At 60.4% G+C, this 23,781-nt stretch carries 22 protein-coding genes and 1 tRNA gene; 7 read left to right on the forward strand and 16 right to left on the reverse strand.

The annotated features are described in order from the left end of the window. Positions 1 to 13: 13 nt before the first annotated feature. The 5 genes from RWK44_RS10355 to RWK44_RS10375 form a co-directional block, all read right to left on the reverse strand. Positions 14 to 1,567: a sugar ABC transporter ATP-binding protein gene (locus tag RWK44_RS10355; RefSeq protein ID WP_168283785.1), complete on the reverse strand. Its 1,554-nt coding sequence runs from the start codon at positions 1,565 to 1,567 to the stop codon at positions 14 to 16. A 107-nt stretch (positions 1,568 to 1,674) separates the two neighbouring features. Further along, positions 1,675 to 2,664, reverse strand: coding sequence for an ABC transporter substrate-binding protein (locus tag RWK44_RS10360; protein WP_020048315.1), 990 nt, complete (start codon positions 2,662 to 2,664; stop codon positions 1,675 to 1,677). 208 nt (positions 2,665 to 2,872) lie between these two features. Then, on the reverse strand, positions 2,873 to 3,319 hold the full coding sequence (locus RWK44_RS10365; RefSeq protein WP_316028756.1) for an RbsD/FucU family protein: 447 nt from the start codon (positions 3,317 to 3,319) through the stop codon (positions 2,873 to 2,875). A 9-nt stretch (positions 3,320 to 3,328) separates the two neighbouring features. Further along, complete coding sequence (locus RWK44_RS10370; protein WP_316028824.1) at positions 3,329 to 4,348, reverse strand: aldo/keto reductase; 1,020 nt, start codon at positions 4,346 to 4,348, stop codon at positions 3,329 to 3,331. A gap of 91 nt (positions 4,349 to 4,439) precedes the next feature. Next, complete coding sequence (locus RWK44_RS10375; RefSeq protein WP_131627949.1) at positions 4,440 to 5,942, reverse strand: UxaA family hydrolase; 1,503 nt, start codon at positions 5,940 to 5,942, stop codon at positions 4,440 to 4,442. Between the two features lie 226 nt (positions 5,943 to 6,168). Here RWK44_RS10375 and RWK44_RS10380 point away from each other — a divergent pair, with 226 nt between their 5' ends. Together RWK44_RS10380 and RWK44_RS10385 are read left to right on the forward strand one after the other, a co-directional pair. Further along, the gene (locus RWK44_RS10380) at positions 6,169 to 7,068 is read left to right on the forward strand and encodes a GntR family transcriptional regulator (protein ID WP_003556178.1); all 900 of its coding nucleotides are present in this window, start codon (positions 6,169 to 6,171) and stop codon (positions 7,066 to 7,068) included. A gap of 243 nt (positions 7,069 to 7,311) precedes the next feature. Continuing rightward, a complete protein-coding gene (locus RWK44_RS10385) occupies positions 7,312 to 9,318 on the forward strand; it encodes an ABC transporter ATP-binding protein/permease (RefSeq protein WP_316028757.1) in 2,007 nt (668 codons plus the stop codon). A gap of 28 nt (positions 9,319 to 9,346) precedes the next feature. Here RWK44_RS10385 and RWK44_RS10390 read toward each other — a convergent pair whose 3' ends face one another. Both RWK44_RS10390 and RWK44_RS10395 read right to left on the reverse strand, forming a co-directional pair. Next, positions 9,347 to 9,727: a GFA family protein gene (locus tag RWK44_RS10390; RefSeq protein ID WP_222009992.1), complete on the reverse strand. Its 381-nt coding sequence runs from the start codon at positions 9,725 to 9,727 to the stop codon at positions 9,347 to 9,349. A 31-nt stretch (positions 9,728 to 9,758) separates the two neighbouring features. Next, positions 9,759 to 10,217: a MarR family winged helix-turn-helix transcriptional regulator gene (locus RWK44_RS10395; RefSeq protein WP_131663042.1), complete on the reverse strand. Its 459-nt coding sequence runs from the start codon at positions 10,215 to 10,217 to the stop codon at positions 9,759 to 9,761. Between the two features lie 128 nt (positions 10,218 to 10,345). On the opposite strand from RWK44_RS10395, the gene RWK44_RS10400 reads away from it, so the two are divergent. Next, positions 10,346 to 10,723, forward strand: a complete 378-nt coding sequence (locus RWK44_RS10400; protein ID WP_131663043.1) for a nuclear transport factor 2 family protein — start codon at positions 10,346 to 10,348, stop codon at positions 10,721 to 10,723. Between the two features lie 120 nt (positions 10,724 to 10,843). Here the strand turns inward: RWK44_RS10400 and RWK44_RS10405 are convergent, their stop codons facing one another. Beyond that, positions 10,844 to 11,044 carry a hypothetical protein gene (locus RWK44_RS10405; protein ID WP_038613687.1) on the reverse strand — a complete coding sequence of 67 codons (201 nt, stop codon included), beginning with the start codon at positions 11,042 to 11,044 and terminating at the stop codon, positions 10,844 to 10,846. A gap of 324 nt (positions 11,045 to 11,368) precedes the next feature. On the opposite strand from RWK44_RS10405, the gene RWK44_RS10410 reads away from it, so the two are divergent. Further along, complete coding sequence (locus tag RWK44_RS10410; protein WP_131663044.1) at positions 11,369 to 12,214, forward strand: class I SAM-dependent methyltransferase; 846 nt, start codon at positions 11,369 to 11,371, stop codon at positions 12,212 to 12,214. Between the two features lie 190 nt (positions 12,215 to 12,404). Here the strand turns inward: RWK44_RS10410 and RWK44_RS10415 are convergent, their stop codons facing one another. The 7 genes from RWK44_RS10415 to RWK44_RS10445 form a co-directional block, all read right to left on the reverse strand. Continuing rightward, complete coding sequence (locus tag RWK44_RS10415) at positions 12,405 to 12,851, reverse strand: hypothetical protein (RefSeq protein ID WP_316028758.1); 447 nt, start codon at positions 12,849 to 12,851, stop codon at positions 12,405 to 12,407. Between the two features lie 41 nt (positions 12,852 to 12,892). Next, positions 12,893 to 14,383 carry an MDR family MFS transporter gene (locus RWK44_RS10420; protein WP_316028759.1) on the reverse strand — a complete coding sequence of 497 codons (1,491 nt, stop codon included), beginning with the start codon at positions 14,381 to 14,383 and terminating at the stop codon, positions 12,893 to 12,895. 259 nt (positions 14,384 to 14,642) lie between these two features. Continuing rightward, positions 14,643 to 15,023 carry a hypothetical protein gene (locus RWK44_RS10425; protein ID WP_316028760.1) on the reverse strand — a complete coding sequence of 127 codons (381 nt, stop codon included), beginning with the start codon at positions 15,021 to 15,023 and terminating at the stop codon, positions 14,643 to 14,645. An 887-nt stretch (positions 15,024 to 15,910) separates the two neighbouring features. Next, a complete protein-coding gene (locus tag RWK44_RS10430; RefSeq protein ID WP_131619449.1) occupies positions 15,911 to 16,474 on the reverse strand; it encodes a hypothetical protein in 564 nt (187 codons plus the stop codon). Between the two features lie 192 nt (positions 16,475 to 16,666). Next, positions 16,667 to 17,197, reverse strand: a complete 531-nt coding sequence (locus tag RWK44_RS10435; RefSeq protein ID WP_131619448.1) for a hypothetical protein — start codon at positions 17,195 to 17,197, stop codon at positions 16,667 to 16,669. Positions 17,198 to 17,318: 121 nt separating this feature from the next. After that, positions 17,319 to 17,394: transfer RNA gene (locus RWK44_RS10440), tRNA-Thr, on the reverse strand. 119 nt (positions 17,395 to 17,513) lie between these two features. After that, positions 17,514 to 18,473, reverse strand: a complete 960-nt coding sequence (locus RWK44_RS10445) for an NAD(P)H-dependent flavin oxidoreductase (RefSeq protein WP_316028761.1) — start codon at positions 18,471 to 18,473, stop codon at positions 17,514 to 17,516. A 287-nt stretch (positions 18,474 to 18,760) separates the two neighbouring features. Between RWK44_RS10445 and RWK44_RS10450 the strand changes: the two genes are divergently transcribed. Beyond that, positions 18,761 to 19,960, forward strand: coding sequence for a regulator (locus RWK44_RS10450; RefSeq protein ID WP_316028762.1), 1,200 nt, complete (start codon positions 18,761 to 18,763; stop codon positions 19,958 to 19,960). An 89-nt stretch (positions 19,961 to 20,049) separates the two neighbouring features. Here RWK44_RS10450 and ppk2 read toward each other — a convergent pair whose 3' ends face one another. Further along, complete coding sequence (ppk2, locus tag RWK44_RS10455; RefSeq protein WP_316028763.1) at positions 20,050 to 20,931, reverse strand: polyphosphate kinase 2; 882 nt, start codon at positions 20,929 to 20,931, stop codon at positions 20,050 to 20,052. A 239-nt stretch (positions 20,932 to 21,170) separates the two neighbouring features. On the opposite strand from ppk2, the gene phoR reads away from it, so the two are divergent. Both phoR and RWK44_RS10465 read left to right on the forward strand, forming a co-directional pair. Next, positions 21,171 to 22,394, forward strand: coding sequence for a phosphate regulon sensor histidine kinase PhoR (gene phoR / locus RWK44_RS10460; protein WP_316028764.1), 1,224 nt, complete (start codon positions 21,171 to 21,173; stop codon positions 22,392 to 22,394). A 195-nt stretch (positions 22,395 to 22,589) separates the two neighbouring features. After that, entirely contained in the window at positions 22,590 to 23,624 is a 1,035-nt protein-coding gene (locus RWK44_RS10465) for a substrate-binding domain-containing protein (RefSeq protein ID WP_168283802.1), read from the forward strand. The last annotated feature ends 157 nt before the right edge of the window (positions 23,625 to 23,781 follow it).

A 23,781-nucleotide genomic window follows, 5' to 3' on the forward strand; every position in this document is an offset into this window, starting at 1 on the left:
TTATTCTTTTGGCTCAGACGCCGATCGCTTCGCTGAGCACTTCTTCATGCGTCGCCGCGTGATAATCATGGCTCGCGACGATTTTGCCGGCGCGGAAGACGTGCAGCCGGTCGGCCAGTTCGTAGACCTCGGGCAGGTAGGAGGAGATCAGGATGATGCCGGCGCCCTCCTTCAGAAGCTTGGCGAAGAGCCGGTAGATTTCCGCCTTGGTGCCGACGTCGACGCCGACGGTCGGCTCGTCGAAGATGAAAAGTCGGGCACCATGGCTCAGCCACTTGCCGATGACGATCTTCTGCTGGTTGCCGCCCGACATGCTGGAGGCCGGAACGCGCCGGCTCGGCGTCTTGATGCTGAGATTGCGGATCTGCTGGTCGGCATTGGCCGATTCGCGCGCGTGATTGATGATAGGCCCGTGGCTCAGCCGCCCGAACACCGGTAAGTTGATGTTGAGGCCGATCGGCAGGTTGAGGCAAAGCCCCTGGTCGCGCCGGCTTTCCGGCGCCAGCGCAATGCCGAGCTCCATCGCCGTGCGTTCGTTGCGGATGTCGACACGTTTGCCCATCCATTCGACATCGCCCGATGTCGTCGGCTGGCGGCCGTAGAGCCCGAGGGCGAATTCGCTGCGCCCGGCACCGATCAGGCCGTAGAGCCCGACGATCTGTCCTGCCTTGACACTGAGCGACACATCTTCGAAGCCCGGGCCGGAGAGGCCGTTGACCGTGAGGATCGTCTCGCCGATCGCGATTTCTTCCTTGTGGTAGATCTGTTCGATCGAGCGATTGATCATCAGCGAGATCAGTTCGGCATCGTTGGTCTCGCCGATCAGGCGCGTGCCGACATGCGTTCCGTCTCGCAGCACCGAGACACGGTCGGCAAGCTCGAAGACTTCCTCCATGCGGTGGCTGATATAGACGATGGTGACGCCTTCGCCCTGCAGCCGGCGGATCAGCTTGAAGAGCTGCGCCGATTCCTGGCGAGTCAGATAGGCCGTGGGTTCGTCGAAGATCAGGAACTGCGTGCCGCGCATCGCCGCGCGTGCCGTTGCCACCAGTTGCTGCTGGCCGATCGTCAGCGAGCTCAACAGCGCACCGGCCGGCAGGCCGAAGCCGAGATCGTCGAGCACGGCCTGCGCCATCTTCTCCATCTGCTTCTTGCGCATCAGGCCGAAGCGGTTGACCTCGTCGCCGAGAAAGAGATTGGCGGCGACCGTCAGGTGCCGGCAGAGCACGACCTCCTGGTGGACGGCATTGATGCCGCGGGCGATCGCCTCGTTCGGCGTCGACAGCCCCACCGGCTGGCCGCACCACAGCACTTCGCCCGCCGTGCGGGTGATGACGCCTGTCAGCAATTTGATGAGGGTGGATTTGCCGGCGCCGTTTTCGCCGACGATGGCGTGGATTTCACCGGCGAGAAAGGTCAGCGTCGCTGGCTTCAGCGCCTGCACATGACCGTAGTTCTTCTGCAGGCCCTTGAGTTCGAGGATAGGCGATCCGGCGGGAATTCGATTGGCTTCTTTCAGCGTCGCACTGTCATCATGGCGATGACTGACCTCTTCCAGTCCGATCATGGGACCTCTCCTCCTTGTGTCGCGTCTCTCTCCATCCCCCGCAAAACATAGCACGGATGGAAAAGGCCGCGCCGGTTTTTGAAGCCGGCGCGGCCTGTCTGTCTTTGTTACTTGATCTTCGGGTTCAGCAGCGCGTCGATCTTCGGATCGGCCATATTCGCCTTGGTGACGAGGTTTGCGCCGGTGTCGACATTTTCTTCGACCTTCTCGCCCTTGGAGACGGCAAGCGCGGTCTTCACGCCGTCATAGCCCATGCGGTAGGGGTCCTGAACGACGAGGCCGGCAATCGCGCCATCCTTGAGGAAGCCGACCGTCTTGTCGTCGCTGTCGAAGCCGATGACCTTGATCTTGTCGCCGAGCTTGTTTTCGGCGATCGCCTGGCCAACGCCCTGCGCCATGATCAGGTTCGAGGCGAAGATGCCGACGAGGTTCGGGTTTGCCGTGATCAGGTCGGTCATCATGTTGAGGCCGGTCGTTGCCTGGCCGTCGCCGTACTTGTCGGCGATCACCTTCAGGCCCGGATACTTGGTCTTCACCTGATCCAGGAAGCCTTCGCGGCGCTGTTCCAGCGAGCCGACGCCCGGAAGATTGGTCAGGATGACGACTTCGCCTTCTTCCTTGCCCGACATTCCCTTGATGGCGGCAGCCAGACCGTCGGCTGCGATTCGGCCGCCCTGGACGTTGTCGGTCGTCAGGAACGACTTGAACGCCTTGGAGTCGGCGCCGGAGTCGATGCCGATGATCGGAACCGACTTGGCGGCTTCATCGATCGGCTTGCCGAGCGCCTTGAATTCGGTCGGCGAGATGACGACAGCGGCCGGCTTGCCGGCGACGGCGTTCTCCAGAATGCTGATCTGGCCGTTGACGTCGGATTCGGCCTGTGCGCCGAGTTCCGGCACGTTGACGCCGAGATCCTGGCCAGCCTTGCGGGCGCCGGCCAGAACGATCTGCCAGTAGAAGGACGTCGTGTCCTTGACGATGATCGGGATCGTCACGTCGGCGGCAAACGACGGTGCCGGCATCGCCGTGGCGATGACTGCGGCGCCCGCGAGCGCGGTAAAGGCGCGGCGGGACAGAAGGGATTTCACGATACTCATAAGGGTTCTCCTCTCAGGGTGCGTTCTCCTCCAAATAAATCGGCCGTTGAACGCAGGCGGACGATTTTTATCGATAAAAAACATTTGCCAGGTGAAGCTAGCCGAGGCGCAATCAAATTGCAAGAGCGCCAAACCGGCTTTTTTTCTTTGGTAAACTCCCGCCAAGCAACTGATTTTATTCCAATACCATGATATCCTAAAATAGGGATCAGGCCATGTCGATCTCGTGCGGATGGACGACGCCCTTTTTCAAAATTAGGTTGCCGTACAGTCGGAATTCCGTCGTCGCGACGATGTAGGCGGCCTTGCGCGCCATTGCGTAAAACGCAAAACGCTCCACCGGCACGATGCGGAAATCGCCGGCGTGCTTGGAAACGATCTTCTGGAATTCGGCGCAGACCTCCGGCACCGCATCGGGATCGCCGACCACCTCCATCCGCCATGCCGCTTCCGGCACGAAGGTGTCGAGCGGCATATGCGTCAGGATGGCCTTGGCCATGTCGGTGGCGCTGACGCCGTCGGCGCGAATGACCGGCGGGCCCATCGACCCCGAGGGAAAATTGGCGTCCGATATGACGATGTCGTCGCCATGCCCCATGGTCTTCAGCGCATGGAGCAGGTCGGGGCCAAGCAGCGGATGAATACCCTTGAGCATAATCTCTCCTCAGACTCGGACGGCTTCGGCGCCGAGCGGCGGCGCGACCAGCGTATAGGGTTCGAATTCGGCATAGATCTCGTCGGCAAGCCGCGGCTCGACGATCTCCATATTGCGCGTCAGGCTCGAAGGCTTCGCCGTGCCGATCAGCACCGATGCGACGATCGCCTCGCGCAGCGGAAACTGCAGGGCGGGAGCCGCCAGCGGCACGCCGTGGCGTTTGGCGATCGCCTCCATGGCGCCCACCTTGGCAAGCACGTCGTCATCAGCCGGCATATAGTCGAAATGCGAACCCGGCACCGGGCCGGTGGCGAGAATGCCGGAGTTGAAGACGCCGCCGACGACGAGCGACGTGCCCTTCTGCCGGCAAAGCGGCAGCAGTTCGGCGACGGCCGAGCGGTCGAGCAGCGTGTAGCGGCCGGCCATCAGGATGCAGTCGAGATCGGAATGGCGCATGACGTCGAGGCAGACCGGCACTTCGTTGACGCCGAGGCCGAAGGCGGAGATCGCGCCAGACGACTTGAGTTCCTCCAGCGCCTTCACGCCGGAATCGAGAAACTGCTTCTGGTGGACCGCATTCTTCGCCGCGCCGTGTGTGTAGACGCCGAGGTCGTGCACATAGAGGATATCGATGCGGTTGAGGCCGAGCCGCGCATAGCTGAATTCGACCGAGCGCATGATTCCGTCATAGGAATAGTCGTAATCGGCATCGAAGGAGAGCGGATCGACATAGCTGTAATCAGGCACGGTGCCGGTCGGCACCGGTCGAAGCAGCCGGCCGACCTTGGTGGACAGCACGTAAGAGCTGTCCGGCTGGTCGCGCAGGAAATCACCGACCCGCCGTTCGGCAAGGCCGAGCCCGTACCAGGGCGCCACGTCGAAATAGCGGATGCCGCTGTCCCAGGCCGCCTGCAGCGTGTCCATCGCCTGCTCGCGCGGGCAGGCGCGATAGAGACCGCCGAGAGCGGCTGCGCCGAAACTGATTTCGGTCACCTCCAGCTTGGTCTTGCCGATCCGTCTCGTCTTCATCATTCCTCCTCTCGAAGAAGCTGAACTATCTCGAGCAATCCCAGGAAAAGTGTGAAGCGGTTTTCCGTCCGGGATCGCCTAAAAACAAAGATTACAGCGTCGCACCGAGATGCCACGGCACGAATTCATTGTCGCCGTAGCCGAAGATCTCGCTCTTGGTCTTCTTGCCCGAGGCGGTATCGACGATGAGATCGAAGATCTCGCGGCCCTTGCCGCTGATCGTCGCGTCGCCGGTGGCGATCGTGCCGCAATCGATGTCCATATCCTCTTCCATCGAGGCATAGAGCGCCGAATTGCTGGAAAGCTTCAGCGACGGCGCCGGCCGACAGCCGAAGCAGCTGCCGCGGCCTGTGGTAAAGGCGATCATGTTTGCTCCGCCCGCCACCTGGCCGGTCGCCGAGACCGGGTCGTAGCCTGGTGTGTCCATGAAGACGAGGCCGGGGGCCGTGACCCGCTCGGCGTAACCATAGACCGCCGTCAGCGGCGAGCGCCCGCCCTTGGCGACGGCGCCGAGCGATTTTTCCAGAATGGTCGTCAGCCCGCCGCGCTTGTTGCCGGGCGAGGGGTTGTTGTCGAGCGAGGCGCCGTGCAGGGCGACGTACTGCTCCCACCAGGCGATTTTGTCGTCGAGCTTCTTTGCCACCTCGTCGCTGACGGCGCGGCTGCGCAGCAGATGTTCGGCGCCATAGATTTCCGAGGTCTCCGAAAGGATCGCCGTGCCGCCGGCTGCCGCCAGCAGGTCGGCCGCGACACCCAGCGCCGGATTGGCGGTGATGCCGGAAAAGCCGTCCGAGCCGCCGCATTGCAGGCCGATGATGATCTCCCCGACCGACATCGGTACGCGCTTTTCCTTGCCGACATCGGCGGCGATTTCGCGCAGCATGCCCATGGCGCGCTCGACAGCACGGCGCGAACCGCCGGCATCCTGGATGTTGAAATGCCGCTTTGAGGCGCCTGCACCACTTTGGCCGTAAAGCGTCAGCTGATTGACCTCGCAGCCGAGGCCGATCATCAGCACGCCGCCGAAATTCACATGCCTTGTGTAGCCGGCGAGCGTCCGGTGTAGCACGTTCATGCCGTCGCCGGTCGAGCTCATGCCGCAGCCCTGGTCGTGCACGATCGGCACGAAACCGTCGATGCCTTCATAATGCGGCAGGATCGTCCGGTTCGCCTCGTCGGCGATCGCCCGGCAGACCGTGGTGGAACAGTTCACGCTGGCGATGATGCCGATATAGTTGCGGGTCGCCGCCCGCCCGTCGGCGCGGCGATACCCCATGAAGGTGCGCCCGACGTCGTCGGCAGTGGCCGTTTCAGGTGCCGAATTGGCGGTCGCCGCCAGCCGGTCGTTTTCGAAATGCAGGTTGTGGCTGTGCACATGGTCGCCGGCCTTGACCTCGGCCGTGGTGCGGCCGATCGCCTGTCCGTATTTGACCACGGGTGAGCCGAGCGGAATATCCGCTATCGCCACCTTGTGACCGGGGTCGATCTTCTCACGGGTCTGAATGCCGGCAACCGTCGAACCCGGCGCGATTGCCGCCGTTGCGACCGCGACATTGTCACCGGCCGAAAGGATGATCCAAGGCAGTTTGTCCAATTTATTCTCCCTGGGAAACGCTCGCTGCATCGGCGAATGCGCATTGATTTTGTTTTTTATCTACAATAAACATTTTCAAGTCAACGGGAATATTGATCCTGTGGACGAGGGAGGCAATGAGCCGCAGGCGACCGGAAATAAGCTAAAGGTCGTTTGAACAAGCCCCGGTCTGTTCTGTCCTGCTTTGAAGTGGGGCGGTGGATACGAGGGCGGAAAGCGGGGTCTGGTGGCAAGGCAGAATACGGTCTTCAAGGAAGCCTATAACAGGTATGCCGTAGCCCTGCGCACGGATACCGCGCTGCCTTCGGAACCGGAGATCGCCGCCCAGCTCGGCGTCAGCCGTTCGACGGCGCGCGCCATCCTGACGCGGCTCAGCGAAGAGGGCATCATCCGCTGGAACAAGCGCCAGAAGATCGTGCTGCGCCAGCCGACAGACCACGACCTCTTTCCCTCCGAAGAAACCGACTCCCTGCATGATATCATCGAGCGCAGCTTCATGCAGCGCATCCTTGCCGATGATGCAGCACCCGGCATGCAGATCAACGAATTGGAGCTTGCCCGCGAGATCGGCACCGGCACCACCAGCGTCCGCGAATTCCTGATCCGCTTCTCCCGCTTCGGCCTCATCGAGAAACGCCCGAACAGCCACTGGACGCTCAAAGGCTTCACCCGCGAATTCGCGCTTGAGTTGGCCGATGTGCGCGAAATGTTCGAACTGCATTCCGCCGCAGAATTCGGCCGGCTTCCCAGGGATAATCAGAGCTGGGCCGATCTTGCCGCTATGCGCGACGAACATCACGCCATGCTTGCCGACATCAACCAGCGCTTCAAGGATTTCTCCGTCCTCGACGAGCGCTTCCACTTGCTGATCCATCGCGCCTCGAAGAACCGCTTCATCGCTGATTTCTACGACGCCATCGCCATCGTCTTCCACTATCACTACCAGTGGAACAAAACCGCCGCCCGCCAGCGCAACGAGCGCGCCATCCACGAACATCTGGATTATATCGCAGCCTTGGAATCCGGCGACCAGGCAGCGATCGAAACCGCCTGCCGAGCGCATCTGCACTCCGCCCGCCAGACCCTGCTGCAATCCCTGCCGCAGGTCGCCACCGAAACCGCCTGAGGGTGGGACATCTCGGCCCAGAGATCGCCGATGCCAGCCCCTCATCCGCCTGCCGGCACCTTCTCCCCGCTTGCGGGGCGAAGGGGATATTTTGCGACCTCTCGGCTCCCCACAGCCTCTCGCGGGGCACGTCCCCTCGCCCCGCGAGCGGGGAGAGGGCTAGGGTGAGGGGCAGCCATTCGTGCAAACGGGACAGCCATCAGTCTTATGAAACATTTCGATGTGTAAGCCGTTATCGCGCTTATGGCCGACGCTAAACTCAATCCGACATCGGTCGACGGTACCGAACCGCACGGTGCCGAAAAGACGCGCCAAGAGCAGGCATCGACTGTCGAGGTCGTGCCGCCGCCAGATATGATTGAACCCGATCCGGAGTTGACGCCCGAGGAGGCCGAGCACGCGCGCAAGCGCTATTTGCTCAAGCGCTTCTGGATCAGCGCGCGCCGTTTCTGGGGCCGTGGCGGGGACAAGCTCGCCTGGCCGTTGTCGATCGGGCTGCTTGCCATGATCTGCATGAATGTCGGCTTCCAGTATGGGATCAATCGCTGGAACCGCGCGATTTTCGACGCCATAGAGCGGCACGACGCCGGCACCGTCTATTACCTCAGCGGCGTGTTCGTGCCGCTCGTGCTCGGAACCGTCGCCCTTGTCACCACGCAGGTTGCTGTTCGCATGATGATCCAGCGGCGCTGGCGTTCCTGGCTGGCGACCGCAGTCATCGCGCGCTGGCTGGCAAACGGCCGATACTACCAGCTGAACCTCATCGGCGGCGACCACAAGAACCCCGAGGCGCGCATCTCGGAGGATTTGAGGATCGCCACCGAAGCCCCTGTCGATTTCATCGCCGGTGTCATCGCGGCGTTCCTGTCGGCCTCGACCTTCATCGTCGTGCTGTGGACGATCGGCGGCGCTTTGACGCTGCCGATCGGAGGCTGGACCATCACCATTCCCGGCTTTCTCGTCGTCACCGCGGTCCTCTATGCCGTGATCACCTCAAGCGTGATCGCCGTGATCGGCCGCCATTTCGTGCAGGTTTCCGAGGTCAAGAACCAGGTCGAGGCCGAATTTCGCTATACGCTGACGCATGTGCGGGAGAACGGCGAGAGCATCGCGCTGCTCGGCGGCGAGGAAGAGGAGCGCAACGACCTCCACAAGACCTTCGGCAATGTGCTGAAGCAATGGGCGCTGCTTGCCCGCCAGCATATGCGCACGACGTTCGTGTCGCATGGGTCGATGCTGATTGCCCCTGTCGTGCCGCTCCTGCTTTGCGCGCCGAAATTTCTCGAAGGCAGCATGACGCTGGGCGAGGTCATGCAGGCAGCCTCTGCCTTCGCCATCGTCCAGACCGCCTTCGGTTGGCTGGTCGACAACTACCCGCGTCTTGCCGACTGGAACGCCTGCGCGCGTCGCGTCGCCTCGCTGATGATGTCGCTCGACGGCCTTGAGCGCGCCGAACAGAGCGACTCGCTCGGACGCATCAAGCATGGCGAAACCGAAGGCGAGGCGATGCTCAGCCTCAACGATCTCGCCGTGTCGCTTGACGATGGCACTGCGGTGGTCAAGGAAACCCGGGTCGAGATCGAGCCCGGCGAGCGGGTGCTCGTCGCAGGTGAATCCGGGTCGGGCAAGAGCACGCTGGTGCGGGCCATCTCCGGTCTCTGGCCGTGGGGTGGCGGCAGCGTCGATTTCCACGCCGACAGGCGATTGTTCATGTTGCCGCAACGACCTTATATTCCTTCGGGGACGCTTGGCCGTGCCGTCGCCTATCCCGGAGCCGCCGATAATTGGCCGCCGGATGAGATCAAGTCGGCCCTCGACAAGGTGGGACTGGATTATCTGAAAGAGAGGATCGAGGAAGACGCGCCATGGGACCAGACCTTGTCGGGCGGCGAAAAGCAGCGGCTGGCCTTTGCCCGTCTCCTGCTGCACCAACCCGATATCATCGTGCTGGATGAAGCAACGTCCGCACTCGATGAGAAGAGCCAGGACAAGATGATGCAGATGGTGATCGATGAATTGCCTGATGTCACCATCATCAGCGTCGCGCATCGCGCTGAGCTGGAAGCCTTCCATAGCCGCAAGATCACCCTGGAGCGCCGCCGGGGCGGTGCAAAGCTTGTCAGCGATATCGATCTCATCCCGCGCAAGAGAAAGGGGAACTTGCTCTCACGCGTCTTGGAGAACCGCCGCTCCCCGCAGAAGGGTAGCACGATCTCGAATAAGGCGCCGCAGCCCCGGAATGGAAATTGAAGGTCGCTCGCGGGCGAGCAACCATTGCCTATTGCGCATTCTGGGGCAGGTTGTCGGTGATGTCGTAGTAGTCGCCTTTGTCAGCGGCAAAGATATGTATTTTCAATTTGGTTTCGGTCGGGCCATCAAATGCGCCCATCGCGACAGCAATCCAGTCGTGATGGGGTGGATCCCAAAACAGCGATGACCCACATACCCCGCAAAATCCGCGCCTCACCTTCTCTGAGGATTGATACCAGGTAACACCTTCGCCTCCCCGGATGGTGATCTGACGTCTTGGCACGTCGGTTGAAGCGAAAAAGTGGCCGGATTGTTTTCGGCATTTGGAGCAATGGCACGCGTCCGGCGCTCGAAGATCACCTTCGATCTCGAAAGTTACAGCACCACACAGGCAGGATCCTTTGTGCATAAGCCTTCCTCTCATAAGCCCAGTCGTGCTTCTAAAACTGCACCGCGGATTGCGCACTTGCAATCTGATCCAGATTTTCGATCAGCCGCTCGAGCAGATCGACAAGTTGCTCCGCTTCCGCATCCGTGAAGCCGGTCAATGCCTCTTTATTCCCTTCGAACAAGGCGGCAATCGCCTCCGGCATGCGTTCCTGTGCAGCCTTCGCCAGCACGATGCGGCTGCTGCGACCGTCAGCGGGATCGGGTGTCCGCTGGATCAGGCCATCCCTCTCCATGCGAGCGAGCATCTGCGCCATCGGCGGCTGCTCGACCCTGGCAAAGCGGGCTAGGTCGCGCTGCGTGCTGGCCTTGCCATTCTGCAGCGCGACCAGGACAGGCAACTGGCCGACACCGTAGCCGAGCGGTTTAAGGCGTGACTCGCTGAGGCGGGCGAACCCCCGCGCCGCAAGACTGATGAGATGCCCCGGCGTAGAAAGCACGTCTTCGTCCAATTCCGATCACCCCTTGCCTGCGCTTGACCGCGAGATATATATGTACGTATGTATATTGAGGTGCGGAATGAGGCAAGGCCGTTTCGATGCCGCACAGCGAATGTTTCAATCTCCAGAGAGGAAACAACATGTCTCATAACGACGTCGAAATGATCAAGCGCATCTATGCCAGCTTCAACGCCAGAGACATCGACGCTGTCCTTGCCGTCCTTTCCGATAATGTCGCCTGGGCCAACGGCATGGATGGCGGCCACGTTCATGGCCGTGAGGCCGTGCGCGATTATTGGACACGCCAGTGGGCCGTCATCAGTCCTCACGTCGAGCCGGTGGCATTTGAAGAAACGCCAGATGACGCCGTTGCTGTCGAGGTGATCCAGTCGGTCTTTGACCTCGATGGCCGGCCGCTGGAAGGGCAAAGTCATGGCCTTGAGGACAAGACGGTGACGCATATCTTCCGCATGGAAGGCGAAAAGATCGTCCGCTTCGATATCCAGGATGGCCTGTAAGCTGGTACTCCCTATGCGGGGATGACCGCTCCCGTTGCGACGCGCCATTGTCAGGCCCGCCTTTCGGCCGTCGGGGCTCTGGCTTGTGCGTTTAATTCGCGCTTAGCAGGCGGTATCGGTTCAGAGCTTGCGCGCTTCGAGACGTCGCTTGTCGCGCTCGACATAGTTGGAGCCCAGCTCTGTCAAACGGAATTGCCGTTTCTGAAATTCCCCGCGGATCAAGATGAAGCCTTGCTCTTCGGCTTCGTTCAATGTCTTCAGGCTGGTGCCTTTAGGGGGAGACTGCCAAGCCATGCCATCGGCGCTGTGCAGCAAGACCATGATCTTTATAATTTTGTTTCTCCATGGCTGATGCATACAGCCGGGCTGTATCGCTTCGGCAATCCGCTGGTTCCGCTTTCTTGATTTGACACCATCCAGGAGAAGCCCGTTGATTTATAAGGATTATTTTCGGCCAATCCGGAGTTTCGCAAAAGCTATTGTATAAAAGCTCCAATAGTCTTGGTCAATTCAATCACTCCGTCCCAACAGGCGTGGTCATGCCTGGCGATTGGCCCGATGGCGCTTATTTCCATTGAATCCCACCATCAGCGGCGCATAGTGACGTTCCCGGCTTTGCCGGTTGAACGTAAGGGGGGCCGGTGCATGTCAGCAAATCTCGACGATATCCGTAACCAGCAACGTGAGACCTGGGACAAGTTTTCCGCTGGCTGGAAGAAATGGGACAGCTTGGTTCTCGGCTGGCTTGCGCCGTTTGGTGACACCATGCTCCGGCGCGCAAATCTCTCCAACGGCGTTAGCGTGCTTGACATAGCCGCTGGCACTGGCGAACCCGGCCTGACGGCGGCGGCGGCAATCCCGGACGGCCATGTTGTCGTAACCGATCTCTCGGAAAATATGCTGACTGTTGCCGCAGAAAATGCGACCAAACGTGGCCTCAAAAACTTCGAAACTCGCCTATGCGATGCGGGAGCGTTGCCCTTTGCGGATGCCAGTTTCGACGCCGTTCTGTGCCGGTTTGGGTTTATGTTCTTCCCTGATATCGCTGCCGCCGCCAGGGAGATGGCACGCGTAGCAAAGCCCGGTGCGCGCGTCTGCGCCGCAGTCTGGAGCACTCCTGCCAAAAATTCATGGGCGACCACCATCATGGGCACGATCGCCCGCCACGTGGAAATGCCCTCGCCACCACCCGGCTCTCCGGGCTTGTTCCGCTGTGCGGGGGAAGGCATGATGGTGGAGACCTTCAGAGAGGCGGGCCTTCTCGATGTCTCCGAGGAAGAGGTGTCGGCGACGATGGTGCACGATACCCCAGCGCGCTACTGGGACTTCATGACCGAGGTCGCCGCGCCGGTTGTCGCTGGACTATCCAGGGCAGATGCGGCAACACGGGATAAAATCCGCGGCGAGGTCCTGGAGCTGGCTCTCCAATCCGTCAGCGATGGCAAGGTTCGCCTTCGCTCGACGGCAACGGTCATCACAGGCACGCGATAGCCTCAGAATCTCGTCGACAACGACGGTGAGCGGGAGAGTGGCGTCGATGACGACACCGCACTTCCATCCTCGTCGAGGAGCCGCAAGATCGGGTTGTTGAGGAGCAAAACGAAAACACTCATCGTTCGACAACTCTCCCAACACAATCCACCGGTGGAGCAACGCAGCGCAGAACAGCGTCGTTCCAAATCTACCAGAATTTCCACCGTGGACGCTTCGGATCGGAAGGCATCGAAGGCTTAGGCGCGAGTATGGCTTTCGCCGGCGTCACGATGCTCTCGCCATCACGGCCATAATATTCTCCCTCTTCTCCCTGGACTTCGGCTTCGAGAGATTGGGCGATAAGCCACATTTTCCGCCGGATTTCTTGATCAGGATTTTTGACAACGATGTTGCCTCCGCTCCACCAAAGCCATGCGGCGTTTTCCCGATTTTTGCCGGGTGAATATCCGTTCCAGACGCACATGCCCGCCTGTTCCACCCGTAGAACACCTCCATCGGCGGTAGGAGTTTCAGCAAAGCCGCGGCGCTGAATTTCCGGATCATTGGCGACGAATTCGAGCCAATCGTCGAGAGTGATCGACGGAGACGCGTCGAACCAATTTACTTTACGGGTGATGTGAAGATCGTAAACCATCAGAGCCTCATACCTAAGTCGCGCCGAACGGCTGAACCGCTTTAATGTGAAGCCGCCTCGCTGGCGACGACTGCCGCCTCGCGCTTCTGGCTTGGCCCGACCGGGATCAGCCAGGTGGTGAAGAAGGTCAGCACCGCGACGACGACCACGCCCCAGAAGCTCCAGTGCAGGGCCGCATTGAAGACGGCGCGGATCGCCGGATCGCCGGCGAGTGCTGAAAGCCCGGTCGGCTGGTTCAGCACCTCGTGCAGGCCCGCTGCCGCCTCGCCGTTCGCATAGTGATTGATGCCGGCATTGAGGATGGCGCCGAGCACGGTGGCGCCGAGCGTATTGCCGAGGCTGCGGGCAAAGATGATCGAGGCCGTGGCGCTGCCGCGCATCGACCATTCGACGCTGTCCTGCACCAGCACGAGGCTGGTGAGGCTGATGAGACCCATGCCGAAGCCCATGAAGAAGGAGCCGGCGCCGGCAACGACCGGCGAACTCTCAGGGGTCAGGAACAACAGGAAACAGGCGCCGAAAGGAAACATCAGGCTGCCGACGCGTAGCGTGCGGCGGATGCCGAAGGCCCTGTAGAAGCGGCTGGAGAGCATCACTGCCAAGGGCCAGCCGACGACGAGCATGGTGAGCGTGAACCCCGCGACAAGAGGCGAGCGGCCGAGCACGCCCTGCACATAGAGCGGCAGGATTGTCGAAAGCCCGATCAGCGCCATGCCGGCCAGCAGCGTCGCCGCATTGCTGGTCGCAATCAGCCTTCGGCTCCAGAGCGGGATCGAAATGATCGGCTCCGGCGCCCGCTTCTCCTGGGCGAGAAAGAGCAGGCCCGTGACCACGAAAACGGCGAAAAGCGAAAGCAGGATCCAGGCGCTCGCATCGGTTTCCGTCAGGATGACGAGAAGTGCCACGATCGAGATCGAAAACAGCACCGATCCGAGGTAATCGATCTCTACCTGCTTGTGCGCCACGTCCTCCTTCAGGAAGACCATGAAGGCGATGATCGAGATGACGCCGATCGGCAGGTTGATCCAGAAGATCCAGGCCCAGGAGATATTGTCGACGATGATGCCGCCGGCAAGCGGCCCGACGACGGCCGAGGTCGCCCAGACGGTCGCCATCGCGCCCTGCACGCGGCCGCGCTCCTCTAGCTTGAAGAGATCGCCGATGATCGTCATCGTCACCGGCTGGATGGCGCCGGCGCCGAGCCCCTGCAGCAGTCGGAACAGCACCAGCGACATCATCGACCAGGCAAGCCCGCAGAGCAGCGAGCCGACGAGGAAGATCAGGATGCCGCCGATCACCACCGGCTTGCGCCCAAAAATATCGGAAAGCTTGCCGTAGATAACAGTCGTCGTCGACTGCGCCAAGAGGAAGGCCGAAAACACCCAGCTGTAATAGGAAAATCCGCCGAGCTCCCCGACGATGCGCGGCATCGCGGTCGCCACGATCGTCGCCTCGATCGCCACCATGAAGGTCGCGAGCATGATAGTGGCGACGATAAGCACGCGGTTCGAGCGTTGCGCTGCATTCGACATGACGATCCTCTTCGGGTGCTCCGCAGATGCCGGAAATATCGGCAGGCTGGCGAGATGTGGGGCGATGTGCCGCTTGCGGAGTGATGCCGTCCTTTTACGACCTCAAGCCCCGCCGGTAAAGCAGGCCGCGATCGGTTTCTGACAGCACCTGTTGTTTTCGCGTGATGTCAGGGAAGTTTCGGCCGAAAGCAAAGGCCCGGCGCCATTCCGCTCCGGGCCTTCGTTTTGTCAGAAGGTAAGGTGAACAATCACCTCATCCTCATTGCGGGCATGCCTCGCCGAGCGAGCCGGTATCCGCGCTGCCGCTGGTGCAACCCGGTGTCTGCTGCAGGTTGGGATTGACCCCGCCGGGGTTGATCGTGCTGCGGCCGCTGTTGAGATTGACGCCGCCAGTGCCGGTCGTGCTGCCGGTGGTGCCGGAATCGGTGTCGACAGACCCGGTGCCCGTTGCACCGCCGCCGACAGAACCAGTGCCAGTTGACCCGGCGCCTGCGGAACCGGCGCCCGAACTCCCCGATCCGCCGATTACAGGCGCCACCGAAAGCCGCCCATTGGCATCCGCACCCCCAGCCGTCTGCGCCAGCGCCGAGCCGGCCAGACCGATCGAAAGCAGTGATATCGCGCTGAACTTGCAGGACATGTTTTTCTCCATGCTTGTTGTCTCACGGGAGGAAACCGGCACGGGGGTGGCATTGTTCCTGGCGGGGTTGCGGTTTTCACGGTCGTTTGATTGGGACGCTTTTCCGATCAGAGATCAGATCGAGTTCCTTGAAATCCGCCTCGCTGAATTGAGGGCCAGGCCGTGATCTTCATCCATCGATCCTGCATTTCCACTGATTCGAGTTCCCTATCCAAGGTGGAAAACTTCGTATCACCAAATGATTTCGCGACCGAGAGCAGGATGTCCTCAGAAAACCGGTTTGCCAAACGTTCATTGATCCACTTTCATGTCGTAGTGCGAACTGCTTTTGATTGATGATTATTACCAAGTCTCTGTGAGAGACCGCGGGCTTTTGGCTCCCCTCTCGGCGACAGCGCCGAAAACGTCAATCAGAAATGCCGGCCTGGGCGCCCGGGTGTTTGGCGCAACGAGGTACCGGAGTGCAAAACCGCTGTCCCGTCCGTGCAAGAAATTTAACTGATCAAGCGCGGAGTTCAGCTCTGCCTTCGGATCGCGGTCAAAGTTATCAGCCTGCCATCTTCCTGATACGCGAGCCTCTTCCCACGCTTCGTCGGCTCTTGCGAGCACCATCGGACGCACAACTTTGTTCGCATCGTGGTTCCAGAGCTTCACCAGGTCGTGGCCGTATTGCTTTCGGACGTCGTCAGGTGACAAACCTGATGAGAGCAATGAGTATTTCAGTAGGAGCTCTACGCCGTGCGCCAGTAGATGGATCGTTGGCGCCTGCAGAAGTTTCGCTCGTTCCGTCCATGTGAGGGAATCACGGAGTTCCTTCGCAGCGCATAAATAGCGATGCGCGCCCGCCAAGACCTGCCCTGCTGGAGTCTCAAAGAAGTCAACCTGTGTCATGCGATCAAGGCCAAGTTCCCCATAGTGACTCGTGTCGGACGAAGCTTCACATTTATGATCGCAAGGGTGCGATTAGTGTCTTTCGATTCCCCGAGCAGACGATCAGTGGAAACACTGAGTTTGCTGATTAGGTTATCGTCTTCCATCAGGCAGAAGATTTTCTGCTTCGTTATCGCACCGCTTGCCCTGAGGTTGTTTACCTCACTTTTGGTTGGCACTCTCAAGCCGTCGAAAAGTGTCTTGATGCGGTTATCTATATCTCCCACGTTTGAGACGAGCATACCAGGCGGCTGAGCGCGCAAGAGTAGGATATCTAGCTCAGCTTGTATGAAGAGGCCTTTTGAGACGATCGAAATGAAAACTTGTTCGTCAATTACGGTTCTAGCGCTCAGATTGCTTGGATTCTTCTCATCTTGCCACGCGGGAAGGTCAGAGAGCGGCTCGTGTTGCCACAACGCCTCCATCTGAGGATGAATTGTCATCCGGATCTGATGAATGTCTTGAAGGTTTGATCGCTTTCGTGGACGGAGGTCTCCGTCAAAAACAAGACGAAATTCCATTTGACTGTCCCTATAAAGTTCTCCGGCGTGGTCCTTGTACCAGTCGCACGCCGCACGTAGTTTTTTGCCGTCCACGGATATTGATGCTTGTCACTTCCAATGCGCGATGCTGACGTCAAGGCCTTGACAGTGATCGTCACCAGCTCGGAGTGGCGAAACACACGGCCGTGTGTGAGGCTGCCTTTCAGCTAACTACAGATCATCAGGGTCTATAGGGTCGTATTTTAAGTCCAAGCTCTCCGCCAAACGTTCAAGCTTGCTGAGGATGTCACCGATCGCTTTAACGTGCTTCTCGATCTTCGATACGGCTAGAGGCTGTTCCTTGCCTTGCCTGCCGAGCTTGTTCAGCGTCGGTGTAATCTTGCTCCCATCAATAGAGAGGCCGATAACCAGTGGCGCATGAATGATCTCGTTCCGCGCGCTAAGTAGATCAGCGGCCTTTCTTGTGAGTTCGAGTGAGGCAGCTCTTTCCTCCCGTGTGAAGCGGGAGGCGCCGATTGCGCGATTGAACGCATCCAATCGAGTTTTTCCAGATCCTGCTGCGTTGAAGATCAGGTCGTGGGCGGCCGGCCGGTTTTCGAGAGCTATGCTGAGAACGCCGACCAGCAGAAGATCAAGCGCCGCCCATCGCACGGAAACCTTACCGTACAGCTCCAGCACCTCGCGACGGTGCTCAATGTGCCAGACATCCGTTGAAACTATCGTCGACTCCATGACGAGCAAAGAGGGCGAAATGCATCGCCAACGACAGATAGGTACCGTCGCTCGTTACCCATTGGTGGTTACCAAAAACCAAGGGAAACAGCGTGTTTTCCCGGAGAATCTAAGGTCGTGAAAAGATAAATGGTGCCGCTTGCAGGACTCGAACCTGCGACCCCATCATTACGAATGATGTGCTCTACCACCTGAGCTAAAGCGGCGTTTCACGGCCGAAGCATGCGGCCTGCGATTTGCATGGCGCTGATACAGGCATTGTTGGAAGATTTCAAGCACCCTGTCATGGCTTTGGCAAAAAAGAGGGGAGGCGCGGGAGAGCGCCTCACAGCGTCAGCCGGGCGCGCGCCGCCCTGTATTCGGCCTCCAGCCGGGCGACGAGTTTGGCCACCGGCTCGACGGCCTTGATGGCGCTGATGCCCTGGCCGCTGCCCCATATGTCCTTCCAGGCCTTGGCGCCGCCGACAGCCTGCTCGAAATCCATCTTCGAGACATCGGCAAGCGGCAGGTTGTCGGGGTCCATGCCGGCAGCCACGATCGAGGGCTTGAGATAGTTGCCGTGCACACCGGTGAAGTAATTGGAATAGACGATATCGCTGGCGGCACCTTCGACGATCGCCTGCTTGTAGGCGTCCGCGGCGCGGGCTTCTTGCGTTGCGATGAAGGGCGAGCCGATATAGGCCATGTCGGCGCCCATCGCTTCTGCGGCGAGGATGGCGCCGCCGGTGGCGATGGCGCCGGCCAGCAGCAGCGGCCCGTCGAACCATTCGCGGATTTCCTGGACAAGGGCAAAAGGGGAAAGCGTGCCGGCATGGCCGCCGGCGCCGGCCGCCACCGCAATCAGCCCATCGGCGCCCTTGCGGATTGCCGAATGGGCGTGGCGGTTGTTGATTATGTCGTGCAGCACGATGCCGCCATAGGAATGCACGGCGGCATTGACCTCCGGCACGGCGCCGAGCGAGGAGATGACGATCGGCACCTTGTATTTGACGCAGAGCGTAAGGTCGTGCTCCAGCCGCTTGTTCGACATATGGACGATCTGGTTGACGGCAAAGGGCGCGGCCGGCCGCTCGGGATGGGCGGCGTCGTGGCGGGCGAGCTCCTCGGTAATCTCCGCCAGCCATTCGTCGAGCTGGCTTTCCGGCCGGGCGTTCAGCGCCGGAAAGGCGCCGACGATGCCCGCCTTGCATTGCGCCAGCGTCAGCGTCGGATGCGAGATGATGAAGAGCGGCGAGCCGATGACCGGCAGTCTCAATCTATCCCTCAGGATCGGGGGCAGGGCCATGGTCATCACCTCCATTGACGTTTACGAAAACGTCAATCTCATAACAGAGAAGAAAAGGCGATAAAAGACCGGCTGCCATGCCTTCGTCGATTTCGGCCCGAATATATACGTCCGAGAAAGCTCATATAATAAGGCCCGCAAGCGGTGAAAGCTGCCGATATCCCCGCCGATCGACCGCGGCCGGCCCTCGCAAGACTTGCGGTTTGCCGCACTTGCCGTTACCGAATTTTGATGGAGAACGGCAGGGGATTGCAGTCCGATGCCGAGTTCAAGGTGAAGGACTGGATGTGAGCGGATTAGAAACGGCCATCAGAACAGCGCTCGAAAATTCCGATCGCGACAATCCGGAGGTTCGAGCGAGGATCTATCAGTCGGCCCGCCAGGCGCTGGAAGCCGGTCTGCGCAAGCAGGATATCACCGACACCGAGGTCGTCGCCCATCACCGCCATCGCCTCGAAAGCACCATCCACGCCATCGAAGGCGAGGAGCGCGACCGTCTTCACCCCCGCCAGAGACCGCCGGAAGTGCCCGTGCCGCCGGTCGTGGAAATGCCTGCGCCGCCGGTTCCGCGCGGTGATGTGGCCGATATCGACAGCCTTATCGACAATCCCGTGCCTGTGGGCGAAACCCGCACCCCCGGGGTGGCCTTCAGCCGCGGCGACGAGTCCAGCCTCCACGACGTGCATGCCGGCAATGCCGATCATCTGGCTGCCGCTCCCGTCGGCGAGGAACGCCTTGCCCGCGGTCAGCGCGCCACCAATATGGATTTCCGCCCGGAGCGGGCGGCAGGCCGCCGCAAGCCGCGCAAATTCTTTTCGCGGCTGCTCGTCTGGTGCGTGCTGCTGGCCTTCATCGGCATCGGCGCCTGGTGGGCGCATACGTCGGGCCTGCTGATGACGGCGGCCGAGCGCGACACCAGCGTTGCCAATCCGCCGGCAAGCACCCAGCCCGAGGATTTTACTGGCAATGACGACAGCGCCGCAAATGCGGACTCTCACACCGACCAGCCGGTCACCATCGATCCGCAGAACAGTTTCTCGGCCGATTGGATCCCGCTGTTCAAGCCTGAGGACGCCGACAAAATCAGCAGCGGCCCGCGGGCGCGCATCGAAAAAATCGCCGAGAATGACGGCCCCGCCGTCCGGCTGATTTCCGAAAGCGGTGCAGCCGATGGCAATGTCTCGATCAGCGTGCCGCCATCGGTGCTGCAGCAGTTGGCCGGCAAATCCTCGACGATCGCGCTGACGCTGCAATCCACCACCGACGAGCCGACGCAGATCACCGTCGAATGCAATTTCCAGACGCTCGGCAATTGCGCCCGTCACCGCTTCAACGTCACCCGGGAAAAGTCGGATGCGCTGCTGCAGGTGAAGTTCGACCGCTCGCTCGCGCCGAATTCGCCGGGCACGCTGACGATCAACAGCGATCTCGACGGCAAGGCGCGCGGCATCAATCTCTTCGCCATCCGCATCCTGCCGGGGCAGTAAGGCCGGTCCCGGCGGAGCCGGTGACCTCGGTCCCGGCGGGGCCGGTGACCCCGGCTTCGATTTCAGCAAGCCAGCCTGTTCCGAAAGCTCTATTTCAAAAAGCCGGGCCCTGAGCCGATGATCTCCGCGTCGACCGTGCCGAGCGCTTGTCTGTCCTTGCCGTCATAATCCATCTTGTTCAGCATATGGCGGATGAGTTCGAGGCGCGCCCGCCGCTTGTCATTGCCATGGATCACCGTCCAGGGCGCGAAATCCGTATGGGTTTCCTTCAGCATCCGGTTGCGCTTGTCGCTGTAATCGCCCCATTTCGTCAGCGCCGCGATGTCCATCGACGACAGTTTCCAGACTTTCAGCGGATCGTGCCGGCGGTCGTGGAAGCGCTTCAGTTGCATCTCGCGCCCGATATCGAGATAGAATTTGAAGAAGAAGATGCCCTCATGGGCGATGATCTTTTCGAGCTGCGGCGCCTGCTTGAGGAAATCCTCATATTGCTGCGGCGTGCAGAAGCCCATGACCGGCTCGACGCCGGCGCGGTTGTACCAGGAGCGGTCGAACAGCACGAATTCGCCTGATGTCGGAAACTGCGCGACATAACGCTGGAAATACCATTGCCCCTGCTCGCGCTCGGTCGGCTTGGTCAGCGCCACGACGCGCGCGAGGCGTGGGTTCATATGCGCCGAGGAGGCCGAGATCGCGCCGCCCTTGCCGGCAGCGTCGCGCCCTTCGAACAGCGCCATCACCCGCTTGCCGGTCGCCTGCAGCCAGAACTGCACCTTGACGAGTTCGATCTGCAGCTTTTCCAGCTGCGCCAGATAGTCCTCTTCCTTGAGCTTCTTCTTGTAGGGAAAATCGCCGGATGCCAGCGAATATTCGTCCACCCATGCTGGCAGGACCGGATCGTCGACGTCGAAGATGCGCTTCTTTCCGTGGATCTCCAGCTCCACGGCCCTGCTTTCGACGGTCTCGCCCATATGGTCCTCCTCAGCCTGATTGTTCTCTTCCGCAGGCGAACATAGTTACCGTTGAAAATCAAATCTTTCACGGGCGGCCGATCATTTCGTGGGTTTCGGCTGCGGCCTTTCGCTTGCGGTGCGGTAGCCCGAAAACTTCTGTCATGAATTGCCGCTATCAGGCAGAGTTCAATATAGAGAAAAACGAATCGACGCCGCGAGGGCACTTGCAAGACGAAACTCCGTGGAGAAAAAGCCTGTTGGCGCGCATAAGGCGCGAGCGGCCAGTGCTGCTTGCGGCGATCCTCAGCGCGCTCGCCGCGCTTGCCGCCGGCATGAATAAGTGGGTGGTGCTTGTCCTGCTGCTGGTCATGATCTTCACCGCGCTTTTCAACGAGGCGCCGATCATCAAGGCAGACCCCGCCCTGCCAGTGGAGATCGAGCCGGAGGCGCCGCCAAGCCGCTTGCCTGAAGTTTCGGCCACGCTTGCCGGCCTCGATATCCCCGTCATGGTGCTCTCGGACGATGCCTCGGTGCTCTTCCAGAACCGCGCTGCCGAAAAGGCCTTCGGCGAGGTGGCGCTCGGCGCCCATATATCGGCCCGTATGCGCTCGCCCGGCGTGCTCGACATGGTGCGCGAAACCATCGCCACCAATGCGCCGAACCAGATCGAGCATTCCGAGCGGCTGCCGTCCGAGCGCGTCTATATCGTGCGTAGCGCGCCCGTCGAATTCGCGGCCGATGACGGTCCGCATGAGCGCTATTTCATCCTGTCCTTCCGCGATATTTCCGAGGTCCGCCGCATCGACCGCATGCGGTCGGATTTCGTCGCCAATGCCAGCCATGAGCTGCGCACACCGCTTGCCTCTTTGCGCGGCTTCATCGAGACCATCCAGGGGCCGGCGAAGAACGATCTGAAGGCGCAGGCGCGTTTTCTCAACATCATGCTCGACCAGACGACGCGCATGAGCCGGCTGGTCGATGACCTGCTGTCGCTCTCGCGCCTGGAGCTGAAATCGCACATCGCGCCGGATGAGAAGATCGATCTGGTGCCGCTGCTCGGCCATGTCCGAGATGCGCTTGTACCGCTGGCCAGGGATGTCGGCGTCGACATCAAACTGCATCTGCCCGACGGCAAGGTCGAGGTGCTGGGCGACCGCGACGAACTCGTCCAGGTCTTCGAGAACCTGATGGAAAATGCCTGCAAATACGGCCAGGAGGGCGAGATCGTCGATGTCTGGCTGAAGAACGGCACCGGCCAGCCGGTCGAGGTCAGCATCGTCGACAAGGGCCCAGGCATTCCGGCCGAACATGTGCCGCGCCTGACCGAGCGCTTCTATCGCGTCAGCATCGAGGACAGCCGCTCAAAAAAGGGCACCGGCCTCGGCCTTGCGATCGTCAAACACATCCTCACCCGCCACCGGGCGCGGCTGATCGTCAAGTCGGAAGTCGGCAAGGGCACCGATTTTACCGTCCGTTTCTGACGATATGTCGCAACACTTTTACGTTGCATAATTTTATTGTTTTAAATCAATAACTTATATTGTCACAAATGTTTCATCGATTTGACATAAAAGGACGAGGCTTCAAGAGCTAAGAGAGTCCCGCCGATGAAAAAAGGCAATGCGAGGGCCTCTCTAAGGCCGCACTCACACAAGCCCAAATGCCGGGAGATTCAAATGAACACCTTCAAACTCACCGTTGCCGCGCTCGCTGCAACCGCTGCTTTCGCTGGCGCTGCCGTCGCCCGCGACCAGGTTCAGGTCGCTGGTTCGTCCACCGTCCTGCCTTACGCAAAGATCGTTGCCGAGTCCTTCGGCGAAACCTTCACCAACTTCAAGACGCCAATCATCGAATCTGGCGGCTCAAGCGCCGGCCTGAAGGAATTCTGCAAGGGCGTTGGCGAAAACACCATTGACATCGCGAACTCTTCCCGCGCTATCAAAAAAAGCGAGATCGACGCTTGCAAGGCTGCCGGCGTAACCGACATCCAGGAAGTCAAGATCGGCTACGACGGCATCGTCTTCGCAACCGACGCTTCCAACCCTGACGTCGCTTACGTTCCTGCTGACATCTACAAGGCCCTCGCAGCCCAGGTCGTCGTTGATGGCAAGCTCGTCGCCAACCCCTACAAGAAGTGGTCGGAAGTCAACCCGAAGCTTCCGGCTGTTGATATCGCTGCCTACATCCCGGGCGAAAAGCACGGCACCCGTGAAGTCTTCGAGGAAAAAGTCCTGGCAGCGGGCTGCGAAGCATCGGGCGCCGTAGAAGTCATCAAGGCCGCAGTGTCGGACAAGGCGGCTCAAGGCAGGACTTGCATCGCTGTTCGCAAAGACGGCGTTGCTGTTGATATCGACGGCGATTATACCGAAACGCTGTCTCGCATCGCCGCCAACAAGACCGGCGTCGGCGTATTCGGCCTTTCTTTCTATGAAAACAACGCCGACAAGCTCAAGGTTGCGACCATGAGCGGTATCGTTCCGTCCACCGAAACGATCGCCAACGGCACCTACCCGGTTTCCCGCCCGCTGTTCTTCTACGTCAAGAAGGCACATCTCGGCGCAGTTCCGGGCCTGAAGGAATACGTCAACTTCTTCGTGTCCGACCAGATGATCGGCCCTGACGGCCCGCTCGCCGAATACGGCCTCGTTGCCGCTCCGGATGCCGAGCGTGAAGCGATCCGCAAGGAAGTCGAAGCCGGTAAGGCTATGTAATGACTTTTGCCGGCGCGGTGCCTTTCATCCCGCGCCGGCATTGCTTATGTCCCTGCGCCGGCATGTCCGCTGCAGGGTTGAATTCCTTCTCCATGATTGGAAGCTGAAGGCAGCTGACGAAGCTGCCGGGCTTTTTGGGGCTATGGGCCTGGGGACG

It is taken from the genome of Rhizobium sp. 25PS6, assembly GCF_032464655.1.
Taxonomy (GTDB): Bacteria; Pseudomonadota; Alphaproteobacteria; order Rhizobiales; family Rhizobiaceae; genus Rhizobium; species Rhizobium laguerreae.